Origin of the sequence: Microcystis flos-aquae FACHB-1344 (assembly GCF_014698375.1) — a bacterium.
GTDB classification, from domain to species: Bacteria; Cyanobacteriota; Cyanobacteriia; order Cyanobacteriales; family Microcystaceae; genus Microcystis; species Microcystis aeruginosa.
This window is the reverse complement of the sequence record NZ_JACJSW010000227.1, coordinates 1-26295: the sequence shown is the minus strand read 5'-3', so window position 1 is coordinate 26295 and position 26295 is coordinate 1. Positions and strand designations below refer to the sequence as shown.

The window sequence follows — 26295 nt, the reverse complement described above, 5'->3', positions numbered from 1 at the left end:
CCTTCAGTTTAAATCAATGTCCATTATAGAAAGATTAAGTCATTTAGGTTCAGCTTTGAGATAATAAAGCTTGAACTTCTTCTGGTGAAAGTTGGGAAATTTCTTGAACTGTTACGGCAATTTCATTTAGTAACCCTTCATTCCCCACTAATTCAATCATGACTTGAGTTAATTGGCTGATAGTTGAGTGATTAAAAAGTTGACGCACAGAAACTTCAATTTCTAAGGTTTGACGGATTTTACTAATCAGTTGAATTGCTTTTAAAGAATGCCCACCTAACAGAAAGAAATCGTCTTCAATCCCAACTCGTTCGACTTCTAAAATTTCTGCCCAAATTCCTGCTAAAACTTCTTCAATTGCAGTTCGAGGAGCGACATAATTTTGAGTTAACGATAAGGGGTTTTTATCGGGTATTGGTAAGACTTTTCGATTAACTTTACCGTTAGGACTGAGTTGAAAAGATTCCATCACAACAAAAGCAGAGGGAATCATATAATCGGGTAGCCAGTTTTCAAGGAAATGACGTAATTCAACTTGGTTTATGGTTTCACCTGGACGGGGAATAAAATAAGCGGCTAAATATTTTTCTCTGGCGGTTTCTCCCTGAACTGTAGCAACAGCTTGGGCAATTTGAGGATGTTGATTTAAAATAGTTTCTACTTCCCCTAATTCAATTCTATAACCTCTAACTTTGACCACATCATCAATTCTTCCTAAATATTCAATGTCTCCATTGGGTAAATAACGAGCTAAATCTCCAGTTTTATACAGCAATGAATTATCGCTAAAGGGATTAGCAATAAATTTTTCTTGGGTTAATTGGGGATTGTTGAAATAACCCCGCGCTAAACCGCCACCCGCAACATATAGCTCCCCAGTCACTCCGATAGGTACGGGTTGAAGATGGGAATTTAAAATATAAACTTGCACATTAATTGCGGGTTTACCAATGGGAATATACTTCGGCCAAAGCTCAGGATTGGGGTCAAATGTATAACTGGTAACGATATCCGCTTCTGTGGGGCCATAATAATTGTAAAGGGTACAATGTTCGAGTTTTTTGAATACAGAAATCATCGTTGGAGTAATTTGTAATTGCTCTCCAGCTGAAATAATTTCACGCAAGTTAGCAAATAAGTAGGTTTCCTCACTATAGGTTTCGATTAATTGTTGTAATAAGGTGACGGGCAAAATGGCTTTATGAATTGGATTGTTAGCGAACAATTGACTTAATTTAGCAAGGTCTAAGCGAGAATCTTCTGGAACAATAAATAAGCTTCCCCCTAAACACAAAGCGGCAAAGATTTCGTGATAGCTGACATCGAAATTAAAGGGAGCAAATTGTAAGAAATTCCTTGCAGATGACATTTTTACTTGATGATGCTCAATAATATTTGTTAAGGATTGATGCAGGATCATAATCCCTTTGGGCACACCCGTAGAGCCTGAACTATAAATAAGATAAGCCAAATCCTTTAAACTCACGGGGTTGCCGAGATTAGTCTTGGGTTCTAAGGCAATTTCTGACCCTTGTTCATCCAATAAAATCCGTTGAGAAATGGTTTCACTGTTTAAAAGAAATTGACAATCTTTTTGGGTTAATAAGGTTTTGATTTGGGTGTCTTGCAGGATGTAAGAAAGTCTTTCTTGAGGATAGGTTGGGTCTAGAGGAACACAAACACCGCCTACTTTTAACACCGCTAAAATGGCAATTACCATATTAACAGACCGTTCTAAACAAATCCCGACTAAAGATTGAGAACTCACCCCAATTTTTTGTAAATAATGAGCCAATTGATTAGCAGATTCATTCAGTTCTTGGTAGGTTAATTGTTGCTCTTGAAAAACAACGGCAATGGCTGAAGTAGTTTTGAGAGTTTGTTGCTCAAATAATTGATGAACGCAGTGTTTTAGAGGCTTTTGGGTTGCAGTTTGATTCCATTCAATTAATAATAATTGACCTTCAGCTTCCGTTAATAAAGGTAAGTCTTGAATCCGACGATGGGGATTAATAGCGATTCCTTCTAATAAGGTTTTAAAATGACCTAACATCCGTTCAATGGTGTCATTTTCAAATCGTTCTTGAGGATAAATAATTTTAATACTTAAGGCTTCTCCAGGGGTGACAATAACCGTTAAGGGATAATCAGCATTGCCATAATCTTGCATTTCACCGACTTGTAAACCGCCTAAATTCTGACTATCATTGTCGCTAAAGGGTAAATTTTCAAAGACAACAAAACTTTCAAAAACTGAATGAGGGGACGGAATTTCACTCCATTTTTGAATATCAATTAGAGAACTATAACTATATTGCTCTCGTTCTAAATGCTCTTGTTGTAATTGTTGAAACCAAGTTAATAATTCAAGTTGAGGCTCAATTTTGATGCGAACGGGTAAGGTATTTAAAAACATCCCCACCATCGATTCAATTCCTGTAAAATTGGGCGGTCGTCCCGAAACGGTTGCCCCAAATACAATATCAGATTCACTACTATAATGATGTAATAATAAAGCCCAAGCTCCTTGAATTAGGGTAGAAAGAGTAAGGCGATATTCTTGGGCGAGTAATTTCAGACGACTGGTAATTTCTGGAGAAAGTTTTGATTTTTGATGAAGATAATTTTTACTTTGAGTAACAAGAGGATTTAACGGTTTATCAACGACTAATGGAGTTGGAGAGGTAAAACCTTGAAGATTTTGTCGCCAAAATCGTTCGGCTTCAGTTTGATCTTGCTGTTGTACCCAATTAATATAGTCTTGGTAAGGGCGGGGTGTCGGTAAATTGACGGGTCGATGGTTGATGAGTCCAGCGTAAAACTCGAAAACTTCTTTCAACAGAATTGCTGTTGCCCAACCATCTAATAAAATATGATGTCCAGTATGGATAAATTCATATTTTTGATCTTCGACTTGAATTAAATGACATCGAAGTAAGGGGACTTTATCTAATTCAAAATATTGCTCTTTATCAGAGATTAATAATTCCTGAAATTTAGTTTCTTGTTCGGCGAGAGAATGCGCTCGCCAATCATAATTAAACCAAGGTAAGGTGACATTTTTTCTAACCACTTGTAAAGGCTGTTTGGTTTTTTTCCAAGCAAAACAAGTCCGTAAAATACTATGTCTATCTACTACTTTTTGCCAAGCTTGTTGGAATGCATTAATATCTAAATTACCTTGCAAGGTGATTTGAATTTGTGATAAATACGTCTTTGATTCTGGATTATATAAAGAATGAAACAGCATCCCCTGCTGCATGGGAGAAAGGGGATAAATGGATTCAATATCTTTTTTACTAACCCTAGATTGTTGAGGTGTTACCATTATTTTTCCCAATAGATTAAATAAAAATGTGCGTGAGTTTATTGAATCAAATTTTATTCAATAAATACGATAAACTTAGAACGAATTACCTTTAACGTTGACTAGACCACTTGAGTTTAAATTTGTTAATTTCTTCATCGGTGTAAAAATGACGCACTAATGGTTGATCATAAATCTCTTCTAAATATTCATCACTAAAGGTCAGACTCTTTCTTAAATTATCATAGATGAGATAGTCATCCGCTTCTAAAAAGTCTGCTCGGTCAAGTCGTTCACAATCTAAATTTTCAACACCTAAAAAAGTTTCTAGGGCTTCTTTTAAGCAAGAATCAAGTTTTTCTAATTTTAAGACTAATAAGTCAATATTTCTGTCTGGGAAATTCGCAATCGCATAACCTTTTTCTTTCGGAAAATCAATGGAAGCGATATCAATGCCGAAAACTGGTTGCAATTCTTCTTCAAACCAGTCAAACTGCTTTCCATAAACAAATTTTTGAGACCAAAATTTTTTAATAATTTCATCCATTGTGATTAATCCTTCTTGATATTTTATGAAAAATTCAGGAAAAACAGATTGACAATGAATGACTTGAAAAAACCAAGAAATATTACGGGCGATGGGTTCTCGGACTCCAGTAATAATTTTAATATTTTTTTGATTTTTAATTTCCTCAATGTGTTCGCTTAAATATTTGGTCATACAGGAATGCCCAAAGGTAAAAGCATGATAATGTTTCTCCAGTTGCATTGTTTCCCAAATTTTTGAGAAATGTTCTGAATTCAGATTATGGATATGATAAATAGCTTGATTTTGCAGATGTTTTTTTAGGGTCAAATAGGTACTCATTGAACCGACTTTCCCCATTTGATAAACAAATATGACTGAAGAATTATTGAGAAGTTCTTGTTTTAATTTTCTTTCTGTATTCCACATATTAATCCTATTATTCATATAGGAATACACGGGAAAAAACTGTTTATCTGCGATGGGATAATAGTTAAGAGCTTGGTTTGAGAGTTTAGTTTGTGTGTTCATGATGCTTGTTGATGATGCTGGAGGGTTGAATTTAAAATGCTGACGAGGATAAACCACCATCGATGGGAATAGTAATTCCCGTTATATAACTCGCACATTCTGAAGCTAAAAATACAACGAGATTAGCAAATTCTTCAGTCGTACCAATTCGATTCATGGGAATTGTTTTGAGAATTCCTTCTCGGATTAAATCTGGGGTTGTTCCTTGCTTTTTGGCATAAATTTCTAAATATTCTCGATGTCTAGGGGTATCAATAACGCCGGGGTTAACACTATTAATTAAAACATTATAGGGGGCGGTTTGTCTAGCTACTGATTTGGTAAAATTCATTAAAGCTGCATTGACAACACCCGATTTAACTAAACGAGGAGATGGCTCTTTTCCCGATGTCCCAATGATATTAACAATTCTTCCCCAATGTTGTTTTTTCATAATCGGTAACACTAAATTGGTTAAGCGAATATAACCCATTAATTTTCCTTGAAAAACGTTTAACCAATCTTCATCGGAAAGGTTTTCAATTAAATTTTCAGCAAAGTTAGCTCCTTCAGAATTATTGACTAAAATGTCAATTTTGCCATATTGATTTAAAGAGTTCTGTATTAATTGTTCAGAATCTTGAGCTTGATGGACATCAGCCACTAAACGCAGAATTTCTTGGACAGGATAAGCTTGAGCCAGAGATTGATAAGCTTGTTCTAAGCGTTGGGAATTGCGACCACAAATAATTAAGTGACAGCCTTCTTCTGCTAATTTTTCAGCAATGGTAAACCCAATTCCTGCACTACTTCCCGTAATCAAAGCCACTTTATCTTTTAATCCTAAATCCATAAACTTTGTCCTAGCATTTTGAGGTTAAACTTAAAATCATAAAACGAACTAAATTAAAATTTTAATCAAATTAATATCTTGTTTCGATGAATTATATCCCTTTTTTAAAACTTTTGAAGGAGCATAATAAATTTGACCATATTCTAAAAACTGTCCTTCATTTTCTATGGAGATTTCTAATTTTCCATTCAAAATAAATCCGATTTCTTCTTGCTCACCTTGATGTGGGGGAATGGAATAACCAGAAGGGATTTTCATCATGACAATTTCAAACCAAGAACCCTTAACAGATTGACAAGGTAAATGAGTGATTTTATCTTGGTTGTTGGATAGTGTTAATAAAACATCTTCTGACGGTAAAGCAGAGGTAATCCGTTTAAGATCAAATCCAATCATCGGTTCTGATAAAGGATTAAAAGCACCATGAGGAATATTGCCATCAGCTATATAAACATCTTGCAAAGGTCTTAAGGGTTTAATCAAATCTTTAATATACAGTTCTAGTTCTGCTGAGAATACCATGCCAATTTGACTTTCAGGATGTTGGTGGGATTCAAGTTTAGCATTAGGAGCTATAACGTATAATTGAAAAATGGTATCTTGGCATTGAAAAACCTCTAATTCTACATGATGATTGAGTTTAAGAGGATCGGGAATTGGGAAAAATTCAGACATGATTTTAGGGTACAGGTTCAAAATGAAATTGAGAGGTTAAATCTCAATTATTTTTATGTGATGAAGGCAACTATTTTGAGCGGATAGGTAGCTTTTTTAGGTATGCACTGGTAAATAAATACTTTGAATCATGGTGTTTTCCTTTTTGTGAAATAAAGACCAACTCATCTCAATTTTACCATATTGTGAAATAAATTCTAAATCATATTCTCGGAGGGCATTTTCATTGGTAATGGCTAAATCTGCCAACCCTTGTTTAACTTGAATAGCGGCCACACTGGTAGAATTGACAAATTTGATTTTAATCTTATTTTGATTCAGGTCGCCAGGTAATAAATAAGGAAGTAAAGGAAGAGGAGCGGGATGAGTGACCAGGGTACAATTTTCTAAAACGATTTCTTCATTTTTTCGCTTGGCTAATCCGTAAACGGGTGTGGGATAGGTGAAGATAAAACCTAGTTTAAACCTCGGTTCCATATAGAAATCATTAATTTTTTCATAGGCATGGGGGACTAACGCCAAATCTATCTGATTTTCGAGTAAAGATTCTTTTAAATCTGTAAAGCTATCAAATAAATGACTATTAACCGAAATCTGTTGTAATTTCCATTGAGAAATTAGATAATTTAAGGTTTGTTCACTACTGGTTTCTTTTGGACCCAAAGTGCCAACGCTTAAGGTTTTGACATCAAGCTGGGGATAACACAATTCCATTGAAAACTTTAACATGGTTTTAAGGCTCCTGAATTTTTAAGGGCGGATAAATTAGGATTTCCGGTGCAAAATAAAACAATTTCAAGTTCAGCAATTAAAAATTTTACCAACTCATCAACGGCGGCTTCTGATTCAATCGCTGCTACGAGAAACGGTCGAGCCAACCCTCCTAAATCGGCTCCTAAAGCGATGGATTTGGCAAGATCTAAGCCATTTTTTAAGCCCCCAGAAGCAATTAAAGGAATGGTTGAATTCATGGACCGAATGGCGGTAATACATTCAGCCGTAGGTAAACCCCAATCGGCAAAAACTTGTCCGAGATGCCTTTGTCTGTTGTCTTTGGCTCTTTGGCTTTCGACTTTGGCCCAGGACGTGCCTCCGGCTCCCGCCACATCAATCGCGGCGACTCCGGCTTCAATTAATTGTTTGGCCATCACCGCAGAGATGCCATTTCCGACTTCTTTGGCGATGACAGGAACGGGTAATTGAGCGCAAATTTGCTGAATTTTAGCGAGTAACCCTTTAAAATTAGAATCGCCTCCCGATTGCACCCATTCTTGTAAAGGATTGAGATGCAGAATTAAGGCATCAGCTTCTAATAATTCCACCAATTTTAAACAGTCTTCTAAACCGCAGCCGTAATTTAACTGTACAGCCCCTAAATTCGCTAACAGGAGAATATCTGGCGCCAGAGAACGGACTGCAAAGGTCGGCGCTAATTCCGGTTGTTCGAGTGCAATGCGTTGAGAACCCACCCCCATCGCTAAACCATAGCGTTGAGCGACCGTTGCCAATCGAGTATTGACTAAATGGGCTAATTCTGTTCCTCCGGTCATGGAAGAGATTAGAATTGGAGCTTTTAAAGATTTCCCCAAAAAGGTTGTCCCCAGTTCAATATCACTGCGGTCAAGTTCAGGAAGACAACAATGGGTAAAACGATATTTTTCTAAATCGCTTGTAAGTTGTTGAAATTCTACATCTTCTTCGATACAAACTCGCAGATGTTCGCTTTTACGATTTTCAATTTCACTGGGAAGATTAGGAGATGACATAGTTGTTATCAAGCATGAGGGTTAAACATTAAATTGAGTTTAAAAATCGAGTTCTGAAAGCAGTTCATCTAGTTCTACCTGATTAAGATCCGCATCGGGAAAATCCGATGGAGTATAGCCCCCTTCTGCCGATAAACAATGGTTAATCAGGCTTTCTAAAGAATCTCGATAAGCAGCGGCTAAATTTTTGATCGTTGTTTGATGATGAAAATTTTCACTATATTGCCATTCCATGTCAAGTTGCCCATCAACCACAATTCCATGAATCGCAATTAAATGGGAACGTTGTCCCAAAGGACTATGAATGGAACCACTGGATTCTTGAGATAATTTCCAGCCCATCTCGCCGATTTGATGGCTGGTAAATTGACCTAAATAATTAAAGCTAATTTGAGCTTTTGGATAGTTTTTTAACGGGGATTGAATCGTTAAATCTGAATTCAGATAATATCCAATTCCATAATCAAATCCCCGATTCGGAATTTGTCGTAATTGCTCTTTAATGGACTTGAGACATTCACCCGGATGGTGAAGATTTTCTAAGGTGAAAAAGACGGGAAAAATACTGGTAAACCAACCCACAGTTCGAGATAAATTCACGGATTCAATTACATTCTCTCTTCCATGACCTTCCATGTCAAGCAAAAGCTTATAATTTCCTGTCCAACGGCCAAAAGCTTGGACTAAAGCGGTCAATAGAATATCATTAATTTGGGTGTTATAAGCTTGCGGAACCTCCTGTAAGAGTAAGCGGGTTTGTTCTTCGGTTAAGGTGAAAGAGACCGTTTTGGCATGGGCAACAATGTTAGATTGGGCATCCCCCTGAACATCTACAGGAAGAGGAGAAACGGATGAAAAATCACGGTTTAGCCAATACTTGAATTGAGCGTAAAACTCTGGGGTTTTCGCATAGTTTTGCAGTTCCTCAGCCCAAGTTTTAAAAGAACTGGTTTTAGGAGGAAGTTGCAGGGGCTTTTGGGTTTCTAATTGCTGGTAAATCGTAACGAAATCTTCGAGGATAATCCGCCAAGAAATTCCATCTACTGCTAAATGATGAATTACAATTAACATTTTTCCACTCTCACCCAAGGCGAAGAAAACCACCGCCATTAAGGGGCCTTCCTCTAAATTCAGTACCCGTTGTTGAACCTCGGAAATTTCTGCGATCTTGGTCAATTGTTCATCGCAAGATAGACGGGATAAATCCACCTTTTCAAAAGCAAAATTATTGCAATCATCGCTGTGATTTTGTTGCCATTGTTCCCCTTTTTGAACAAACCGTAACCGCAAAGCATCATGGTGATAGAGTAATTTAGAAATAGTTTGTTTTAATAAATCTGGTTGTAGATTATTGGGAACCTCTAACAAGATAGATTGATTAAAGTGATGACGTTCGGGCCAGTTTTGTTCAAAAAACCATTTTTGAATCGGAGTTAAGGGGACTTCACCTGTAACTAATCCCTGGTCAATTTCAGTGATAGCAGTTGTCTCCGCTACGGTGGCTAATTGAGCGATAGTTTGATGACTAAATAATTGTTTAGGAGTAATTTGTAATCCCACTTGATTAGCTTTAGCGACAATTTGAATGGCGATAATTGAATCGCCTCCTAAGTCAAAGAAATTCTCATTAATACTAATTTGATTTTGCCCTAAAACTTCCTGCCAAATTTGGGCTAGAATTGTTTCTTTCTCGGTACTAGGAAGAAGATAATTTTCTAATTCATTAACATCAATTTCTGGTCTAGGTAAAACACTGCGATCAATTTTTCCATTCTGATTAAGAGTAAAAGCATCTAAGAAAATCAAGAAAGCAGGAATCATATAATTGGGCAGCTTTTCTTGGAGAAAAATTCGTAATTCTGGCTGAGTGAGTTGTTTATCTTTCGGAACAACATAAGCATACAAACGCTTGATTCCAAGTAGATCTTCTCTGGCGATAACAATTCCATCTTTGACTTGAGGATGCTGAAATAAAACGGCTTCTATTTCGCCTAATTCAATTCTAAAACCTCTGATTTTTACCTGATGATCAATCCGTCCAATAAATTCAATATTCCCATCGGCTAAATAGCGTACTATATCACCTGTTTTATACAGACGTGCTGACGAATCTTGACTAAAAGGATTGGGAATAAATTTTTGTTCAGTTAAGTCAGGACGATTGAGATAACAACGGGCTAAACCATCACCACCAATATGCAATTCGCCTTTAACACCAATAGGAACAGGTTGCAAATAGGGATCAAGAATATAAATTTCTGTATTAGCTAAAGGACGACCAATTGGAATAGTTGTAGCTTCTGAAGGAATATTTTTAATTAAATACCAAGAGGTAAAAGTTGTGCTTTCTGTTGGCCCATAAACATGAAGTAAATTTTGAGCGGTTCCTTTATTAAGGGATTCTTTGACCCATTGAGGATCAACTGCTTCGCCACCAAAAAGTAAATATCTTAAGCTTTGAAAAGCATGGGGAATAGTCTGAACTAACTGATTAAATAACGCTGTCGTTAAGAATAAAATAGTAATTTGATATTTTTGGAGAAAATGAACAAATTTTTCAGGAGAAAGAACTGTATCTTTATCTACTCCTATTAACTGTGCGCCATGTATCAGCGCCCCCCAAATTTCAAAAGTAGCGGCATCAAAAGAAGGATTAGAAACCTGAGCCATTCTATCAGTTGGTTTTAAATATATATAGTTAGTATTACAGACTAAACGAGTCACTCCTCGATGGGGAATAGCAACTCCTTTAGGTTTACCTGTAGAACCTGAAGTATAGATGACGTAGGCTAAATTCTCAGCGTTAACATGACTGAGAGGATTCTGTTTACTTTGTTGTTTAATTGGGTCTTCATCTTGTTCTAAACAAATCAATTGATTGACTGTTGTTGGTAGTTTTTTGATGAGGTGCTGTTGCGTTAATAAAATTTTGATTTCAGCATCATTTATGATAGATTCAAGTCGTTCTTCGGGATAGCTTGTGTCCAGTGGTACATAAGCTCCTCCAGCTTTTAAGATTCCTAAAAATCCAATAATCATTAAGGGCAATCGCTCGACACAAATCCCAATTAATTGATCTGGTTTAACCCCTAATTTTTGTAAATAACGGGCAATCTGATTGGCTTTTTGATTTAACTGTTCATAGGTGAGGGATTGTTCTCCATCGATGACCGCTATAGCATCAGGTGTTTTAACAACCTGTTCTTCAAATAACTGATGAATACAGTAATGATCAGGATAAGACGTTTGAGTTTGATTCCATTCTACTAATAATTGCTGTTTTTCCGATTCAGTCAGTAACGGTAATTCCCCGATGGTTTGCTGAGGATTGGCTACAATCCCCTTTAATAAAGTTTGGAAATGACCCACCATGCGGTTAATTCTTTCAGGAGTAAATAGGTCGCTATCATATTCCCAAAAACCTTCTAAATAAGCTCCTTTTTCGGTTTCGATTTCCTCTAAAACTAAGCTGAGATCAAATTTAATTCTCTGTTGTTCAACGGCTAGATATTGAGCTTTTAAATTGGGTAATTCTAAAGCATTGAGGGGGGCATTTTGCAGCGCAAACATTACCTGAAATAAGGGATTGTAACTTAAACTTCGTTCGATTTCTAACCCATCAACCACTTGCTCAAAGGGGACATCTTGATTAGCATACGCTTCTAAAACAACATTGCGAGCTTGCTGTAATAATCCCGAAAAAGTCGGATTTCCTTCTAGGGAATTCCGCAGCACTAAAGTATTGACAAAAAAACCAATCAAAGGTTCAATTTCTTGTCGGTTTCGGTTGGCGGTGGGTGTCCCGATTAAAATATCATCTTGACCACTATAACGGAAGAGTAAAGTGTTTAAAGCAGCCAGTAAGGTCATAAATAAAGTCGCCCCCGACTTTTGGCTCAAAAGTTTCAGTTTTTCGGTGAGTTCTGAGTTAATTTGAAACGAGATACTATGACCTCGAAAATTGGCAGTAGCTGGACGGGGTTTATCGGTTGGAAGTTCTAATAAAGGAGGAGCGCCCGTTAATTGTTTTTTCCAATAATTTAACTGATTTTCTAAGATTTCACCTTGTAACCATTGTCTTTGCCATACCGCAAAATCCGCATATTGTATAGGTAATTCGGGTAAATCTACGGTTGAATTGGATAAAAATGCCTGATAAAATTCAGATAATTCTTTAAATAAAATGCCTTTTGACCAACCATCGATAATAATATGATGGAAGACGTTGACTAAAATATAATTTTCATATCCCAGATCAAACAGAGTACATCGTAATAGGGGAGATTGGGTTAAATCAAAGGGTTTTTGTAGTTCTTCAATAATCTGTTTGTCAATTTGCTCTTGGGGGATATCTTTTAAATTAACAACTAATAATTTAATCTTCAGAGATGGAGCAATTTTTTGAATAGGTTTTCCTTCAACCATTGGAAAGCTTGTGCGTAAGCTCTCATGCCGTTGAATAATAGCATTAATCGTTTGCTCTAAAATATCAATGTTTAAGCGTCCCGTTAAACGGATGGTTAGAGCTTCATTATAAGCCGAATTTTGCTGATCCATCTGATAGAGAAACCACATTCTCTGTTGAGCAAAAGATAGGGGTAAATCTTCAGTTCTGGCAACGGTATTAATGACCGATTCAAGGGGTTTAGACGGTGTTGTTGCGCTTCTTAAAAAAGTGAGAATTTCTGGTTTTCTTGTGCCGATTTCTTGCTTAATTTCTGGTGTCATCGCTCCCTGGGGAGCTTGATATTTTAACTTTTCTTCCTCAAGCCAAAGCTTGATGTCTAAACTATTTAAGTAAGATAAAAATTCTGCGACTTTCATTAATAGTATCCTTTTCCTTAATTAATGTTCTGGTATTTTTGGAATGGGGGTGATGTTTGGCTGAGTTTAGTAGCTCTAACTTGAGCTACTGTTAGAAATCCAATCAACTTGATTCGTCTATTTTTATCGGTTTATTGCCTCTAAATATTGTTTTTTAATGCTGTGTAAATTACGAGGTTCGTTCTTAGGAGAAAACAGCCCATCAGTCTCCCATTTACTGGCATCCAAACTAATTGCCCAAGCATTTAACCAGGGGTGTTCGTTAATTTTAGTTAACAGTTCGGGACTGGTATCTTCTAAGGCAATTTGAAAAATGACTTGAGCAAATTCTTCTAATAATTTTAAGCTGGCTCGATAAGCTTCTATGATTTCAGCTTCGGTTTTATTAGATTGTAAATTCCTGGTTCGCAGTTCATTCACAAAGGGGATTGCTAAGTAATCAATAAATTCAAAGCTAACCCGACCCAGGGATTGATTTGCCCAATCTCGGAATAGTTGTTGTATTCGATAGGAAAGAGGGAAAAATTCTGCATTAATCTGTTGAACTTTCATCTTAAGTTCCGGGTCAAGGAAGATGGAATTAAACATCATTAAGCAACCGAATGTCCATCCAGCTAAGGTATCCCAGATGACTTTTGTAGCCATCGCTGTCCCATTTTTAAGACAGTTATAGGAATTTTGAATATTAAAGGCTAACCCATCGTGATAGGTTAAATAAAAGTGATTCGCATCGTCAACTCTTTCGGGAGTTAGTTGACCTTTAAGGTCAAGTTCAATCATTTGAGTGGTTAAAGAATTGCCAAAACCAATACTATCTGAACCGGGGGAATAAAACGGATCAGGAAATAGGCCTGCTTCACCGACACAAGCCCAACGATTAAAGGAAAAGACTTGTTTCGAGGAGTAGCTATATTTCGGCATCTTTCTAAAGTCTTCTGGGGATTTACCTTCTAAATGAGCCGCTAAAACGGGTTCATTTTCCCTTAACCACTGAAAGGCTAATTCATAGTTATGATAATTTTTTAACGGGTGAATATCTTGACGAGTCACAATGCCAATACTGGTATAACCTGTGGATAAAGGAATTAACCAAACCCAGTATCCTTCACCGCATAAATGATTTGTAGAATAATAACGGTTGTTATTAGGAACACGCCGATGCCATTTTTCTTCACTGGCTGGCACAAAATTGCTGACATCAAAACGACCCTCAACTCGGAACCAAACCGCACTGTAATTATTATGATTAGGTTTCGCTAAACCGAGTTTCTTCTGTATAAATCGACGGCGACCCATCGCATCGACAACCCATCGGGATTTAATACAATGAGTTTTTTGATTCGCTCCACTGCCTTGAGTATAAATAATTTTATGCTGTTGCTGTAGCCCTTCAGCAAACTCGATGTCTTTAACCGAACAATTTTCTTTAAGGTCAATTCCTGCTTCAATATTAAATTGGCGTAAATCATTTTCTAATTTACCCCGATCAATTTGATAAGATTTAGGAGCATGAAACTCTGATAATCCCAGTTCAGGTCTTTTATGAAATTCAGTTTCTTGAGGTTTGAAAAAATAGCGTAATCCCAATTTAGGCAAATGTTGATGATCAAAATAATCGGTTAACTGAAGCGTATTTGCTAAATAAAAAGCCCCGACTTCAACGGTTGATTCTCCCACTTTAAAACCAGCTTCGGGTAAAGGACGAGCCATTTTATCAAGAACAACAACGGAAAGATTAGGTTGTTTAAGTTTTAACTGTCTCCCTAAGGTTAAACCCGCTAATCCACCGCCACAAATTGCCACATCATAGTCTGTTTCCGAACTAAAATTGTCAGCTTGTTCACGCAATAAAACGATGAGTTCTTCTTTATGCTCTTTCAATTGTTCGAGTAAATCGGGAGTCATAACACCTTGAGGAGAACGATAGCGCAGCTTATCCCCTTCCATCCAAATTGTCACACCTAAATGATTCAGATCCGATAAAAATTCAACTGTTTTCATAAATTTAAGTCCCTCAAAGACTAAATACTATAGACCAAACAAAAATTATCAATGGTGGAGAGTCCGTGGTTATTGTTAAAGTCAGTTGCTATGGGAGCAACCGCTTACATACTCCACAAAAAGACTGTTTTAAACCGAAACTATTTATAGCATATTCTGGATGATAAATTTCAGTGATGGATACAATTTTTTACATTTTTTTCCAAAATGGATCTGAAAAGCTTAAATTTTAGTTAAGCTATTTTCATAATTCTCCTTCTTCATAATTTTCTGAGGCTGTTGTCATAACTTTACCACTTTTGGATACACTTTGACTATTGTTGGCTACATTAAGCACCTCAATCGTTTGAGTTAAACTGGCAACGGTGGGGTATTCTAATAAACTGTGCAAAGACAATTCTACCGAGAAAACATCCCGTAAACGAGAGATGACTTGACTAGCCAGCAAGGAATGTCCTCCTAGTTCAAAGAAATTGTCATGAATTCCAATTTGAGATAGATTTAACACCTTTTGCCAAATCTTAGCAACTTGACGTTCAGCTTCCGTTCTGGGTGCTATCAATTCGTTATTTTCTTTGCCTTGGAGTTCCTTGAGTAATTGCCGCTTATCAATGTCTCCATTATCCTTAATAGGCAGAGATTGTCGCAGCACCAGGGGACATTGATAGGACGTTCCAAATCGATCTTTTAGACTAACATGATTAGGTAGATTGACCGATTGAACTGTAGATTTACGAGTGTAATAAGCCGTTAACTTTTGGCATCCTTCAGACCTAGATGTGAAACGATTAATCTTGCTATTACTCCCATCTAAACCGATTATTAATTGTCTTTGGTTGTGATATAAACTCGTTAGAAATGAGTCTAAACCTTGCCGCACCGTCATATCATAATACCCTTGATATCTGGTTATGTATTGCATCTGATAACCTTGGCTTATCCCAGTTTCTTGCCAAGTTGTCCAACTATAACAATAACTGGGGAACAAATTCTTAGATTTTTGATAGGTATTCAAAGACTCAAGGAAACTATTAGCCGCCGCGTAGGAACCCAAAGCCGCTCCTCCAAAAAAACTAGCCAAGGAAGAAAAACTAATAAAAACTCCCTGAGATTCTTTGAGAAGTTGATGTAAAACCCAAGTTCCTATTACTTTAGGACGAAGAATTGTCGATAAACCCTCTTGATTTTCGTCCAGAAGTAAACAATCTTTGTAAATTCCAGCCAGATGAATCACCCCATTAAGTTCTCCTTGCCATTGTCTTTTTACCTGTTCTACAGTCTGTTTAACTTGAGGGAAATTAGCCACATCTACCGCTTGATAAATTACTTCTCCCCCAAGGTTTTCTAAAGCTTGGAGACTTTTTATTTTTAAGGATAATTGATCTTCGGTTTTGAGGTACTCACTCCAGAGGTGTTTTTCTGGTAAAGGTGTTTTTCCAATTAATAGTAAACGAGCTTGATAATTTTTGAGCAAATACTGAGCAATTTGTCTGCCAATCCCTCCTAGTCCTCCGGTAATCAGATAAATTCCCCCTGATTTAAAGGGTAATTCCTGTTGGGGGTGTTGAAGTAAATTGACTTTTTCCAAACCTGCAATTAAACGTTTCCCGTTGCGATAGGCAATTTCTCTTTCCTTGGATAAAACGGATAGTTCTTGCAGCAGATAACTGACATTAATTTCGGTTTGATCCAGGGGTAAATCAACATGACGAGTATTTAACCAAGGAAGTTCTTGAGCTAGGGTTTTGATCAGTCCTAAAACTGGAGATTTTTCATAGGCAATTTCATCGGTTTCTATGACAAATTGACTATAACTAGAAACAAATAGCAATTGAATTTTTGAGTTAAAATCATGAGTTTTAGCTAAAGCTTGAACTAGGAATAATAAATCATAAGTCCCTTTTTCTTGTGCTTTTTCTAACTGTTCAATTGTTGAAATTTCTCCCTGATAGTCTTGATAATTCCCCAGATGAATAATATTGCCAAGAATAATTTTTCGCTCGGATAAAGATGCCATTAACTGTTGATAATGATTGGCTGTCCCGGGTCTTAGGGTATAGCAATTTTGACTGATTTGAGAAAATTCTTCCGCTGCTAAAACCGTGATACAGGGTAAGTTTTGCCCTTGAATTTTTTCTGCTAAAGATGCTCCTAAACCTAAGGAATCCAGAAAAATTAAACTACAACACTTGGAAAGTTCGGGTTTTAAGTTAACTGGAGATCGAGGTTTCCAAACTTTCTGGTAAAACCAATCAGGAATGGTTTGAGCGTTTTCTAATAAAATATCTATTTCTTTTAAAATAGAATTAAATTCTCCATTTCCAAACCGTTTTGTTAATTGCGATCGCTGAATTTTACCAATGGAAGTTTTAGGAATTTCAGTTTTATTTAAGGGGATTAAATATTCAGGATTAACCCCAAAACTGTTAATTACTTTTCGTCTAATCTTTTTCAGAAGTTCCGCTAGATGCTGGTGGTCAAAGGTTTCTGCACTAAAAAATAAAGCTAATTGATCGGTACTATTCCTAGGATCATAAACAGCACAAGCGGCGGTGTAGGACACTTCTACTTCTTCAATAGTTTCCACTACAGTTTCAATTTCATGGCTATAATAATTGACTCCATTAATAATAATGGTTTCTTTACTTCTTCCAGTAATAACTAAATGACCGTTACTAATAAATGCTAAATCTCCTGTCTTAAACCAGCCATCTTTTAAGAAAGCGTCTTGATTCGCTTCTGGGTTTTTATAATACCCCGGTGAAACTGCATCTCCTTTAACTTGTAAATGACCAATGGTTTCTTCTGGTAATAGGGAATTATCAGCATTAACAATTCTAATGGATATTCCCGGGATGGGTAATCCTAAATCCGTAAAGGTTGCACCATTGGGATGTTCAGGATGGACTCGTTTTAAGGAAGAATTTAAGGAGGATTTATCAACCGTATGAAAGAGTAATGGCTGTTGATCCGTCGGCTGATAATAGGTAATTCCTGACCCCATTTCTGCCATCCCAAAAGCAGGACGCATCGCCGTTTTTTTCAGATTATATTGAAGATGAAGGGTGTTAATAAATTCTCCAACTGCTTGACCAGAAACGGCTTCACCCGCTGCCAAAAAGAATTTGACACAATCTAAATTCCAATTTTGATCCGGTTCTTTTTTTAAAGCTTCATTGATCAAATTATAGGCAAAATTAGGAGCCCAACTATGGCTAATTCGATATTGATCAATTAAATCTAACCAATTCAAAGGACGACCTAATATATATTCAGTTTGAACATAAACCATTTGGCATCCTAACTCGACACAGCGAATATTCCAGTCGGAAATACTTCCAATATGATCAAAAGGAAGCCAATTAAGAATAATATCGTCGTTTTGATGTTCACAAATGATGTTTGTTCCTCGCGCACGAGAGATCACATTTTTATGGGTTAATGAAATACATTTCGGTATTCCTGTACTGCCTGATGTTAGATTAAAGAACGCGATATCATCCGGTTGACCAATAGGAGGCTGATGGGGAGAATGAGTTTTTAATTCTTCAATAAAACTCAAGCTTAAGGGTTGATTAGGCAACCATTGTTCTAAATATTTTATCTCTTGCTGACGGGATTGATTTGTGATAATAATAGGTTCATCTAACAACTGCCAAACTTGAGATATTTTATGAATTTCATTATTAAAATCTTTATAGCTGGGTGGCACTGAAATAATAACAGGAATAAATCCCCCTAAAAGACACCCCCAAAATGCGGAAATAATATCATAGTTTTCCGATAGCTGAAGAATTACTTTATCGTGAGCTTGTAAACCCTGCTTTTGTAATCCGGCTTGTATTTGTTGAGCGTCTTCCCATAATTGTTGATAAGACTGAAAAACTTCCAATCCATTAGATTGAATATAAATAATCCCTTTATTTGAATAATTTTCAGCAGCTTTTTGGAGGATTTCTGCCAAGGTTTTCGGTTGAAGTTCAGATTCTTCTAAAAGCTGTCCGTGACTGATTCCAGCTTGAGTGTTAGAAGTGTGAATCCCCAGATGAATCGGGGTTTCAGATTTTTGATGATCATTTTTTTTCTCTATTTTTAAGGGCAATAAGTCCGATAGATGTAGGGGTAAAATTTTGATTTTTTTGGAAGTCATGACGACGGCAACTTGATCAATGTCTGACAAAGAGCGTAGTTTTTCTTCTGTCTCCTGAACTTGATGATCATCGATAATTTCAATATTCTTTAATGCAGTTTCATCGACATCACCGCTATCGGTTAAGGGTAAACTGGAAATCTGCACATAGATATTAGGTAGAAGATTGTCCGGTAACTGAGACTGTAAATCGGAGGACAATTGTTCAGAATTCCAAGCTCCAGAGGAAACGATATAGGCGACTAATTCCCCCTCCCGTACCATAAAATAGCAATCTTCAATTAAGGGATTTGATAAAAAGACTTCTGCTAATTTCTGACAATTTAATTGTGGATTTTTCTGTTCTGTCCTCATACCTAAAATCCTCGTTTTTGTGTACATCTTGCCAATTCAATTCAATTCTGAATTTCATCACTGTCTGAGCTATCACATAATAGCTCATTCGGGGTACGATAGTCAAGACATTTTCGAGGACGATTGTTAACCAAGTTTACTGCTCTTTTTACCTCCTCTGGCTTAAGGATTTTAAAATTCCTTTTCTTGGGAAAGAATTGTCTTAACAGTCCATTAGTATGCTCGTTTAATCCCCTCTCCCAAGAAATTTTGTAGATGGTTTCTTGACATCCTGACCGCCGTAAAACGGACGGCGATTCCCAAAACTCACAATTTGGGTTTCTGCTTCATAGATGACATGACATCCCAGCAAGACGGCTATTTGCCGTTGAGATAAATTTACCTCTTGACCAAGTTGGTAGAGCAAGTTTCTTTGTTCTATGTTAAGATGTTGAGGGCTTCGTTTTTGGGTCTGATTTGTTGTTGTTAAAGATCAGAATATACCTGATGAGCCTTTCTCTGTCAACTCTTAAGGTTGATGTGTTTCATTTTTGAATTGGCGAAATAAAAAATGACAGAACAAGCTTGGTGGGTACAAAAATGGCTAGAACTACTCGATTCCTATCGCTTTAAAAAACGCTTGGAACGAGCTAGACTTTACGCCAGAGAAGGCAATGTTTTAAGTATTGACTTTGAAGACTCGCAAGTTATTGCCAGAGTACAAGGCAGTGAACCAGAGCCTTATATAGTGGATTTATCCCTAGTCGCTTTTAGTGATGAAGAATGGGACTATATTATTAAGCTTCTCTCCAAAAAGGCCATTTATTCCGCTCAATTGCTCACGGGACAAATGCCCGATCATATCGAGCGTGTTTTTATCGATAGTGGGGTGAATTTATTTCCCTTTTCCCTAGCTGATATTCGCTCTCGTTGTACCTGTCCCGATCAAGCCAACCCCTGCAAACATATAGGAGCAGTATACTATCAATTGGGTGATCGTTTTATTGTCGATCCCTTCCTGCTTTTGCAACTGCGCGGCCGAAGCAAAAGCCAAATTCTGGAAGCTTTACGGGAAAAACGCTCCTATTCCTCTGATAATCAACCTTTAGCAGTCAGTGAACCCCCCACAGTAGTCGAAAAAACTGCCCCCGACAGCACTATCGATCGCTTTTGGCAGTACGATGAGGAGCTAGATCCCTCCCTAGTTGTGATTACGCCGGGGAATGAAAATCAAACCATTCTCGACATTTTAGGCAATTTTCCCCTCGCTGCCCCCGAATCAGATGCCATAGAACAATTTTTAAAACCAATTTACCGGCAAATTCCCCAAGAAGCGATGGCGATTGCTTTACAGTAGGGAATTTGGGGTATATGAGCAGCTCGTTCAAAGTGGTGCAAAAGACAAAAAAGCCAGCCAGATTTGTCCTCGCATCAGAGCGAGGAATTAACCAGGGAGAAAATCGCCCCGCCAGTAACCGCTAAACCGTCTTACTTTTGCCAGTTTTACTGCCTGGGGAAGTAGTTTTTTTAGTGGTGCTAGAAGTAGTTTTCTTAGTAGTGGTTTTCTTGGCAGTGGTTGTCTTGGCCGCTAGGGCGACTAAAGCTTGTTCTAGAGTCAGGGTTTCGGCGGTTTCTCCTTCGGGAATCTTGGCGTTGGTCTTACCGTGTTTGATATAAACTCCGTAGGGACCTTCGTACAATCCCACGGATTCGTCGTCGTCGGGATGCTTACCCAATTCTTTTAGAGGTGGTTTGGTGGAACCGCGGGCGCTGCGAGTTTTTTTCGGTTCGGCTAATAAGGCCAAAGCTCGATCGAGGGTTATGGTTAAGACATCATCGCCGGCTTTCAGGGAACGATATTCTTTTTCCTTACCCTGTTCCTGAACTATATAGGGGCCAAAACGACCTAAACTGGCTTTAATTTTGCCTCCGGTGAGGGGATGGGTTCCCAGTAGTCGCGGCAGTGCCAATAAACCCACCGCTTGTTCGAGGGTGACATCCTCTGGTTTGACTCCTTTGGGTAGGGAGGCGCGTTTCGGTTTGGGGTTGTCATCGCTGACATCTCCTAACTGGACGTAGGGGCCGTAACTACCCACCAGCAGATAAATTGGCTCTCCGCTGTCGGGATGAAGACCTAATTTATCGGGACCCTCGGTTTTTTGTCGCAGCAGGGTTTCTACCTGTTCGGGGTTGAGGTCGGCGGGGGTTAAATCGGCGGGGATGGAAGCGGTGAGGATTTCATCGCCTCGGGAGACTTCCAGATAGGGACCGTATTTGCCGATCTTGATAGTTGCCTGTAAATCCTCTAAAATCACCGATTTGGCGGTGCTAGAGTTAATTTGACTCTCGCGCTCTTTTACTTGGCTTTCTAGCCCCTTTTCGCCGCGATAGAAGCGATCGAGATAGGGCAACCATTGAGCGGAACCGGTGGCAATATCGTCGAGGGTTTCCTCCATTTTCGAGGTAAATTTGGGATCTACCAGGTCGGGGAAATGATTTTCTAACAAACTAACCACGGCAAAAGCGGTGAAGGTGGGAATGAGGGTTTTATTCCGCATTTGGGCATAACCGCGATCGATAATTGTGCCGAGAATGGTGGCGTAGGTGCTGGGTCGCCCGATTCCTTCACTTTCGAGGGTTTTTACGAGGGAGGCTTCGCTATAACGGGCGGGGGGTTGGGTATCGTGGCTAATCGCTTCTAGTTGGCGACAATTGGGGGTGTCACCAACGTTGAGGGCGGGTAAGATTATTTCTTGGTCGTCGATGGCGGCTTCGGGATCGTCGGAACCTTCCACATAGGCGCGGAAAAAGCCGGGGAAGTCGATTCTTTTGCCGGAGGAGCGAAATCCGGCATTTTCTACCTGAATATTGACGGCGATCTGGGTAATGCGGGCATCGGCCATCTGTGAGGCGACGGTACGTTTCCAGATTAGGTCGTAGAGGGCGAATTCTAGTCCGCTCAGGCCGGTTTCCCGGGGCAGGCGAAAGCTACTACCGGCGGGCCGGATGGCTTCGTGTGCTTCCTGTGCGCCTTTGCTTTTGGTGGTGTACTGCCGGGGTTGGGGACTGAGGTAATTTTTTCCGTACATTTGTTCTACACAATTGCGGGCGGCGGTGATGGCCTGATCGGAAAGATGGACGGAATCGGTTCGCATATAGGTAATGTAGCCCTGTTCGTAGAGATTTTGGGCGATTCGCATGGTGTCGCGGGCGGATATGCCCAGTTTCCGGTTAGCCTCTTGCTGCAGGGTGGAGGTGGTGAAGGGGGGGGAAGGTTTGCGAGTGGTGGGTTTTTCTTCGGTGTGGCTAACGCGCCAGATTTTGTCTTGGATGCGTTCTTTTAAGGCGGCGGCGGTGGCTTGATCCAAAAGTGTCACCTGGCGACCGGGGAGCAGTCTGCCGGTGTCGGCATCGAAATCGCTCCCATTTGCCACTTTTTGACCGTTTAAGGTGACTAATTTCGACTCGAATTGATTTTTGTCCTTTTCGAGGGTGGCTTTCAGGTCCCAATAATTGGCGGTTTTAAAGGCCCGTCGTTCTCGTTCCCGTTGTACGAGCAGACGTACCGCCACGGATTGCACGCGGCCGGCGGATAACCCTTTGGAGATTTTTTTCCAGAGTAGGGGGGAGAGGGTATAACCGTAGAGGCGATCGAGTATGCGGCGGGTTTCTTGGGCGTGAACTAAATTTTCGTCGATGGAGCGACAATTTTTGAGGGCGGCTTGGATTGCCTCTTTGGTGATTTCGTGAAATACCATCCTTTTGGTGGGTATTTTCGGGTTGAGTACCTGCAAGAGATGCCAACTGATGCTTTCGCCTTCCCGATCTTCGTCGGTGGCGAGGATCAGTTCGCTGGCCCCTTTGAGGGCTTCTTTTAATTCTTTGACGACTTTACTTTTGGTTTTGGGGACGACGTAGAGGGGATCGAAATCGTTCTCCACATCCACGCCTAAATTGGCCCAGGATTTGTCTTTGTGGGCGGGGGGAATTTCTTCGGCGGAGGCGGGCAGATCGCGGATGTGGCCCATGGAGGCTTGGACTCGATAGCCGCTAGGCAGATAATTGCTGATCGTCCGAGCTTTGGTGGGGGATTCGACAATAACCAGGGTTGACATAGGAATTGATCACGAGGGCATGGCCACAGCGACTGTTTTAGTTAGACTGACAATCGTTGTTTGATGATGGGCAAAAGTTACTATTTATCTTGACCGGCTTGATTCGGGTCAAAAGCCACTTACTACGATAATAGAGATTAAAGCTGGTCTTTTGTCACTAACTTCTTAACAAAACTTAATATTTTTCTGGAGCAGGGAGAGGGGAGCAGGGAGCAGGGAGAAGGGAGAAAAAAGCTGACTCGGAGAATACTGACTCCTAACCCAATGTTCGCCAAAGATAAGCAAAAATTATTTATTGACTCCAAAAACTTGAGAATATTTAAATTAACATTCCGCAATATTTACAAATTCTTAAAAATTAATTGAGAAAGATTTTTATTTAACAACGATGTTACAATGGTTACAGCGATTTTACTGAATTTCATAATGGGATATTCTGTGCTTTTTTAGGCAGCAATGGTTGAAACCCTCACCAAACCTAGAAGGTTATCCTAATTAGGACGGGTAAATTAGTCAATTTCACCAACAACGATGATCTTTTTTTTGTGTAGTTTTATTGCAAAAAAAAAGTTTTTTTGACAAAAAGCACAAAGTATGATATGAACCCAACGTATTTCTGGCTGCCAGTAGTTATTGCAGAGTAGGATGGGGAGAAGGGAGAATAAATAAAAATAATCCTCCTGACTGGAAAGAGGGTGTAGGGTGTGGGGTGTGGGGTGTAGGGAAGGAAACCTCTTTCATCTGTGGTGGTGAAAATTTTTTCATCAGGACTGACGCCTGACGACCAACGCCTGACGACCGACTCCTAACCCCACCAACCAACTTTTTGCCGCAAACCCTAGTTATGTCTGATTTACGTCAATATGCTCCGGCAACAGAACGCAATCGTCAGCCGATTTTAGAAGTTCTCAGCCAATTTTTACCGAAGACTGGGAATATCCTAGAAATATCTAGCGGCACGGGTGAACACGCTGTTTTTTTTGCTCCTCGTCTTGCTCCTTGTCGTTGGATTCCCTCGGATTGTAACCCTCTGGCTCTAGATAGTATTCGCAGTTGGTGCGATTATTGTCCTAGTTCTAATCTCGATCGCCCCCTATTTATCGATGTTCATCAGTCAGTTTGGGCGGTAGAGACGGAAAATATCGTTATTAATGCGATTGTTAATATTAACATGATTCATATCGCCCCTTGGTCCGCTTGTTTAGCGTTAATGGCAGGAGCGAGTCGCATTCTCGGTTCGGGGGGAATTCTCTATCTTTATGGTCCCTATAAACTGCAGGGAAAACATACTTCTCCTAGTAACGAAAGCTTTGATTTTTCTCTCCGTTCTCAAAACTCTACTTGGGGAGTTAGGAATTTAGAAGATGTGGTGCAAGCAGCGAGCGATCGAGGTTTACAATTGTTAGAAGTAATTCCTATGCCAGCTAATAATCTCTCGGTTTTATTTCAATTGCCTTAACTGATAACTGATAACTGATAACTGATAACTTATTTCCAACCAGCGCGATTCATTACCTGTACCGCTTTGGCTAAATTAGGACCATAATTAGCCACGCTAACTGTATCTTCTTTCCCGCGTCCGAGTTTTGCTAGGAAAGGGTCTAAAGCAACCCCTGGAACGACGGGATATTCTCGATTACCCTTAGCAAAAAAGTTCTGTGCTTCATTGCTAGAAAGATATTCTAAAAATTTAATGGCCGATTCTCGATTGGGGGCAGTTTTAATTAAACCACCACCGCTAATATTAACGTGAGTGCCGCGGCCTGCTTGGTCGGGGAAAATTACGCTTACTTGGTCATAAATTGCCCGTTTAGCGGGGTCTTTTTCTTCGGCATACCCCGCTAAGTAATAGGTGTTAGCTAGGGCTAAATCGGCAATTCCTGCGGCTACAGCTTCGATTTGTGCCTTATCATTACCCTGGGGTGGACGGGCAAAATTAGCCACTAATCCTCGACACCATTTTTCTGCGGCCGCTTCCCCTTGGATGTCGATTAACCAAGCGGTAAAAGATTGACTATAGATGTTACTGGATGACCGGGTGACGACTTTTCCTTTCCATTTGGGATTGGTTAAATCTGCATAGGAATCGATTTCTCTGGGGTTAACTCTGTCTTTGTTGTACATAATTACCCGCAAGCGTTTACTAAACCCAAACCAGTGACCTTTGGGGTGACGCAAATGAGCGGGAATTCTTTGGGTAAGAATGCGGGAATTGACGGGGGCAAAAATTCCCTGTTGGTCGGCGCGCCATAGTCTCCCCGCATCTACCGTCAGGAGTATATCGGCAGGACTATTGCTGCCTTCGCTTTTAATCCGTTCGATTAATGGATCCGCTTCCCCTTCCACGAGGTTAATTTTTATTCCCGTTTGTCGGGTGAAGTTGTCATACAATCGTCGGTCGGTGTTGTAGTGACGGGAGGAATAGAGGTTTAATTGTTTAGTTTGGGCGGAAACTTCGTTTATTTTCCCTAATTGACCCACTGCTAACGCTAAGGTGGCTGTTCCCGCGCCTAGAAAGACTCTCCGAGTTATTTTATCGTTCATTGCTCGATTCTTGGTAAAGTTGTCTTTTCCTATTGTACAGCTATTGAGAATAATTCTTATCTGTGCGAGAAATTATTTGTCGGGCTAGGGCGGTAGAGCGGGTAAAATCGAGGTAAAATCAGGGTTTTTTGTTTTGATGGGGCTAATAAATTCTCGAATCTATCGCTAGTTAAGTTCAATAAGCCCGAGATGTTACCCTAAGCTCGATCGAGGGTATTGTGGATTGACATCCTCGCCGCCGTAAAACGGACGGCGATTCCCAAACCTCACGATTTGGGTTTCTGCTTCTTTCCCTTGCGGGGTTCCGCACCTGCCTTAACAGATTTACTCTGTTCTGGTCTTATGGTCGCTCTACAGACTGACACCGCAAGCCCTGCGGCCAAAATATTTTTACTAGCGTTAATATCTCGGTCATGGTGAGTCCCACAGTCTGGACAGTCCCACTCTCGAACATTTAACGGCATTTTTTCAGCAATATACCCGCAATTACTACATCTTTTAGAGCTAGGAAACCATCTATCTATTTCGATGTAATTTCTCCCATACCAACGGCATTTATAGGCTAATTGTCGGGTAATTTCTCCCCAGCTTACATCAGATATTGCCTGAGATAATTTCGGGTTTTTGACCATATTCTTGATGGCTAAATTCTCAACCACAATCGTTTGGTTTTCACGAACTAATTGAGTGG

The 26295-nt window shown here is 39.3% G+C and carries 16 protein-coding genes and 1 pseudogene; 2 read left to right on the top strand and 15 right to left on the bottom strand.

The window, feature by feature from the left end; all coding sequences use genetic code 11:
* Nucleotides 1-49: 49 nt before the first annotated feature.
* The 11 genes and pseudogenes from H6G48_RS24470 to H6G48_RS24425 form a co-directional block, all read right to left on the bottom strand.
* Nucleotides 50-3328, bottom strand: coding sequence for a non-ribosomal peptide synthetase (locus H6G48_RS24470; protein ID WP_190723707.1), 3279 nt, complete (start codon nt 3326-3328; stop codon nt 50-52).
* 91 nt (nt 3329-3419) lie between these two features.
* Nucleotides 3420-4364: a putative capsular polysaccharide synthesis family protein gene (locus H6G48_RS24465; RefSeq protein WP_002794050.1), complete on the bottom strand. Its 945-nt coding sequence runs from the start codon at nt 4362-4364 to the stop codon at nt 3420-3422.
* 31 nt (nt 4365-4395) lie between these two features.
* Entirely contained in the window at nt 4396-5196 is an 801-nt protein-coding gene (locus H6G48_RS24460) for an SDR family oxidoreductase (protein WP_061432418.1), read from the bottom strand.
* Nucleotides 5197-5244: 48 nt separating this feature from the next.
* Nucleotides 5245-5871 (bottom strand): cupin domain-containing protein, encoded by a 627-nt coding sequence (locus H6G48_RS24455; RefSeq protein ID WP_147068694.1) that lies wholly within the window; start codon nt 5869-5871, stop codon nt 5245-5247.
* Nucleotides 5872-5967: 96 nt separating this feature from the next.
* On the bottom strand, nt 5968-6600 hold the full coding sequence (locus H6G48_RS24450) for a LysR family transcriptional regulator (RefSeq protein WP_012267922.1): 633 nt from the start codon (nt 6598-6600) through the stop codon (nt 5968-5970).
* Complete coding sequence (gene fni, locus H6G48_RS24445; RefSeq protein ID WP_002796364.1) at nt 6594-7637, bottom strand: type 2 isopentenyl-diphosphate Delta-isomerase; 1044 nt, start codon at nt 7635-7637, stop codon at nt 6594-6596. Before fni ends, H6G48_RS24450 begins: the two co-directional genes overlap by 7 nt.
* A 39-nt stretch (nt 7638-7676) precedes the next feature.
* Nucleotides 7677-12461 (bottom strand): non-ribosomal peptide synthetase, encoded by a 4785-nt coding sequence (locus H6G48_RS24440; RefSeq protein WP_190723706.1) that lies wholly within the window; start codon nt 12459-12461, stop codon nt 7677-7679.
* Between the two features lie 123 nt (nt 12462-12584).
* Nucleotides 12585-14462 (bottom strand): TubC N-terminal docking domain-related protein, encoded by a 1878-nt coding sequence (locus H6G48_RS24435; protein WP_190723705.1) that lies wholly within the window; start codon nt 14460-14462, stop codon nt 12585-12587.
* 244 nt (nt 14463-14706) lie between these two features.
* Complete coding sequence (locus H6G48_RS24430) at nt 14707-18966, bottom strand: SDR family NAD(P)-dependent oxidoreductase (RefSeq protein ID WP_190723704.1); 4260 nt, start codon at nt 18964-18966, stop codon at nt 14707-14709.
* Between the two features lie 41 nt (nt 18967-19007).
* Nucleotides 19008-19211 (bottom strand): annotated as a pseudogene (locus tag H6G48_RS27605) (transposase); the annotation flags it as partial.
* Nucleotides 19193-19372, bottom strand: coding sequence for a hypothetical protein (locus H6G48_RS24425; RefSeq protein ID WP_012267925.1), 180 nt, complete (start codon nt 19370-19372; stop codon nt 19193-19195). The pseudogene H6G48_RS27605 and the gene H6G48_RS24425, both read right to left, overlap by 19 nt.
* A gap of 144 nt (nt 19373-19516) precedes the next feature.
* Between H6G48_RS24425 and H6G48_RS24420 the strand changes: the two genes are divergently transcribed.
* On the top strand, nt 19517-20302 hold the full coding sequence (locus H6G48_RS24420) for an SWIM zinc finger family protein (RefSeq protein ID WP_147068690.1): 786 nt from the start codon (nt 19517-19519) through the stop codon (nt 20300-20302).
* Nucleotides 20303-20423: 121 nt separating this feature from the next.
* Here the strand turns inward: H6G48_RS24420 and topA are convergent, their stop codons facing one another.
* Together topA and H6G48_RS27600 are read right to left on the bottom strand one after the other, a co-directional pair.
* Nucleotides 20424-23060 (bottom strand): type I DNA topoisomerase, encoded by a 2637-nt coding sequence (gene topA, locus H6G48_RS24415; RefSeq protein WP_190723703.1) that lies wholly within the window; start codon nt 23058-23060, stop codon nt 20424-20426.
* 137 nt (nt 23061-23197) lie between these two features.
* Nucleotides 23198-23398 carry a hypothetical protein gene (locus H6G48_RS27600; protein ID WP_423202562.1) on the bottom strand — a complete coding sequence of 67 codons (201 nt, stop codon included), beginning with the start codon at nt 23396-23398 and terminating at the stop codon, nt 23198-23200.
* 506 nt (nt 23399-23904) lie between these two features.
* Between H6G48_RS27600 and H6G48_RS24410 the strand changes: the two genes are divergently transcribed.
* Nucleotides 23905-24519 (top strand): DUF938 domain-containing protein, encoded by a 615-nt coding sequence (locus H6G48_RS24410; protein ID WP_190723702.1) that lies wholly within the window; start codon nt 23905-23907, stop codon nt 24517-24519.
* Nucleotides 24520-24548: 29 nt separating this feature from the next.
* Here the strand turns inward: H6G48_RS24410 and H6G48_RS24405 are convergent, their stop codons facing one another.
* The gene (locus H6G48_RS24405) at nt 24549-25604 is read right to left on the bottom strand and encodes a Fe(3+) ABC transporter substrate-binding protein (protein WP_190723700.1); all 1056 of its coding nucleotides are present in this window, start codon (nt 25602-25604) and stop codon (nt 24549-24551) included.
* Between the two features lie 266 nt (nt 25605-25870).
* The coding region (locus H6G48_RS24400) for an RNA-guided endonuclease TnpB family protein (RefSeq protein WP_190723698.1) at nt 25871-26295 on the bottom strand (425 nt) is incomplete at its 5' end.

Bases quoted from the DNA above. Each gene is read 5' to 3' on its own strand.
- H6G48_RS24440 (WP_190723706.1), bottom strand. From the start codon at position 12,461: ATGAAAGTCGCAGAATTTTTATCTTACTTAAATAGTTTAGACATCAAG.
- H6G48_RS24450 (WP_012267922.1), bottom strand. From the start codon at position 6,600: ATGTTAAAGTTTTCAATGGAATTGTGTTATCCCCAGCTTGATGTCAAA.
- H6G48_RS24405 (WP_190723700.1), bottom strand. From the start codon at position 25,604: ATGAACGATAAAATAACTCGGAGAGTCTTTCTAGGCGCGGGAACAGCC.
- H6G48_RS24470 (WP_190723707.1), bottom strand. From the start codon at position 3,328: ATGGTAACACCTCAACAATCTAGGGTTAGTAAAAAAGATATTGAATCC.
- fni (WP_002796364.1), bottom strand. From the start codon at position 7,637: ATGTCATCTCCTAATCTTCCCAGTGAAATTGAAAATCGTAAAAGCGAA.
- H6G48_RS24460 (WP_061432418.1), bottom strand. From the start codon at position 5,196: ATGGATTTAGGATTAAAAGATAAAGTGGCTTTGATTACGGGAAGTAGT.
- H6G48_RS24455 (WP_147068694.1), bottom strand. From the start codon at position 5,871: ATGTCTGAATTTTTCCCAATTCCCGATCCTCTTAAACTCAATCATCAT.
- topA (WP_190723703.1), bottom strand. From the start codon at position 23,060: ATGTCAACCCTGGTTATTGTCGAATCCCCCACCAAAGCTCGGACGATC.
- H6G48_RS24410 (WP_190723702.1), top strand. From the start codon at position 23,905: ATGTCTGATTTACGTCAATATGCTCCGGCAACAGAACGCAATCGTCAG.
- H6G48_RS24420 (WP_147068690.1), top strand. From the start codon at position 19,517: ATGACAGAACAAGCTTGGTGGGTACAAAAATGGCTAGAACTACTCGAT.
- H6G48_RS24435 (WP_190723705.1), bottom strand. From the start codon at position 14,462: ATGAAAACAGTTGAATTTTTATCGGATCTGAATCATTTAGGTGTGACA.
- H6G48_RS24465 (WP_002794050.1), bottom strand. From the start codon at position 4,364: ATGAACACACAAACTAAACTCTCAAACCAAGCTCTTAACTATTATCCC.
- H6G48_RS24430 (WP_190723704.1), bottom strand. From the start codon at position 18,966: ATGAGGACAGAACAGAAAAATCCACAATTAAATTGTCAGAAATTAGCA.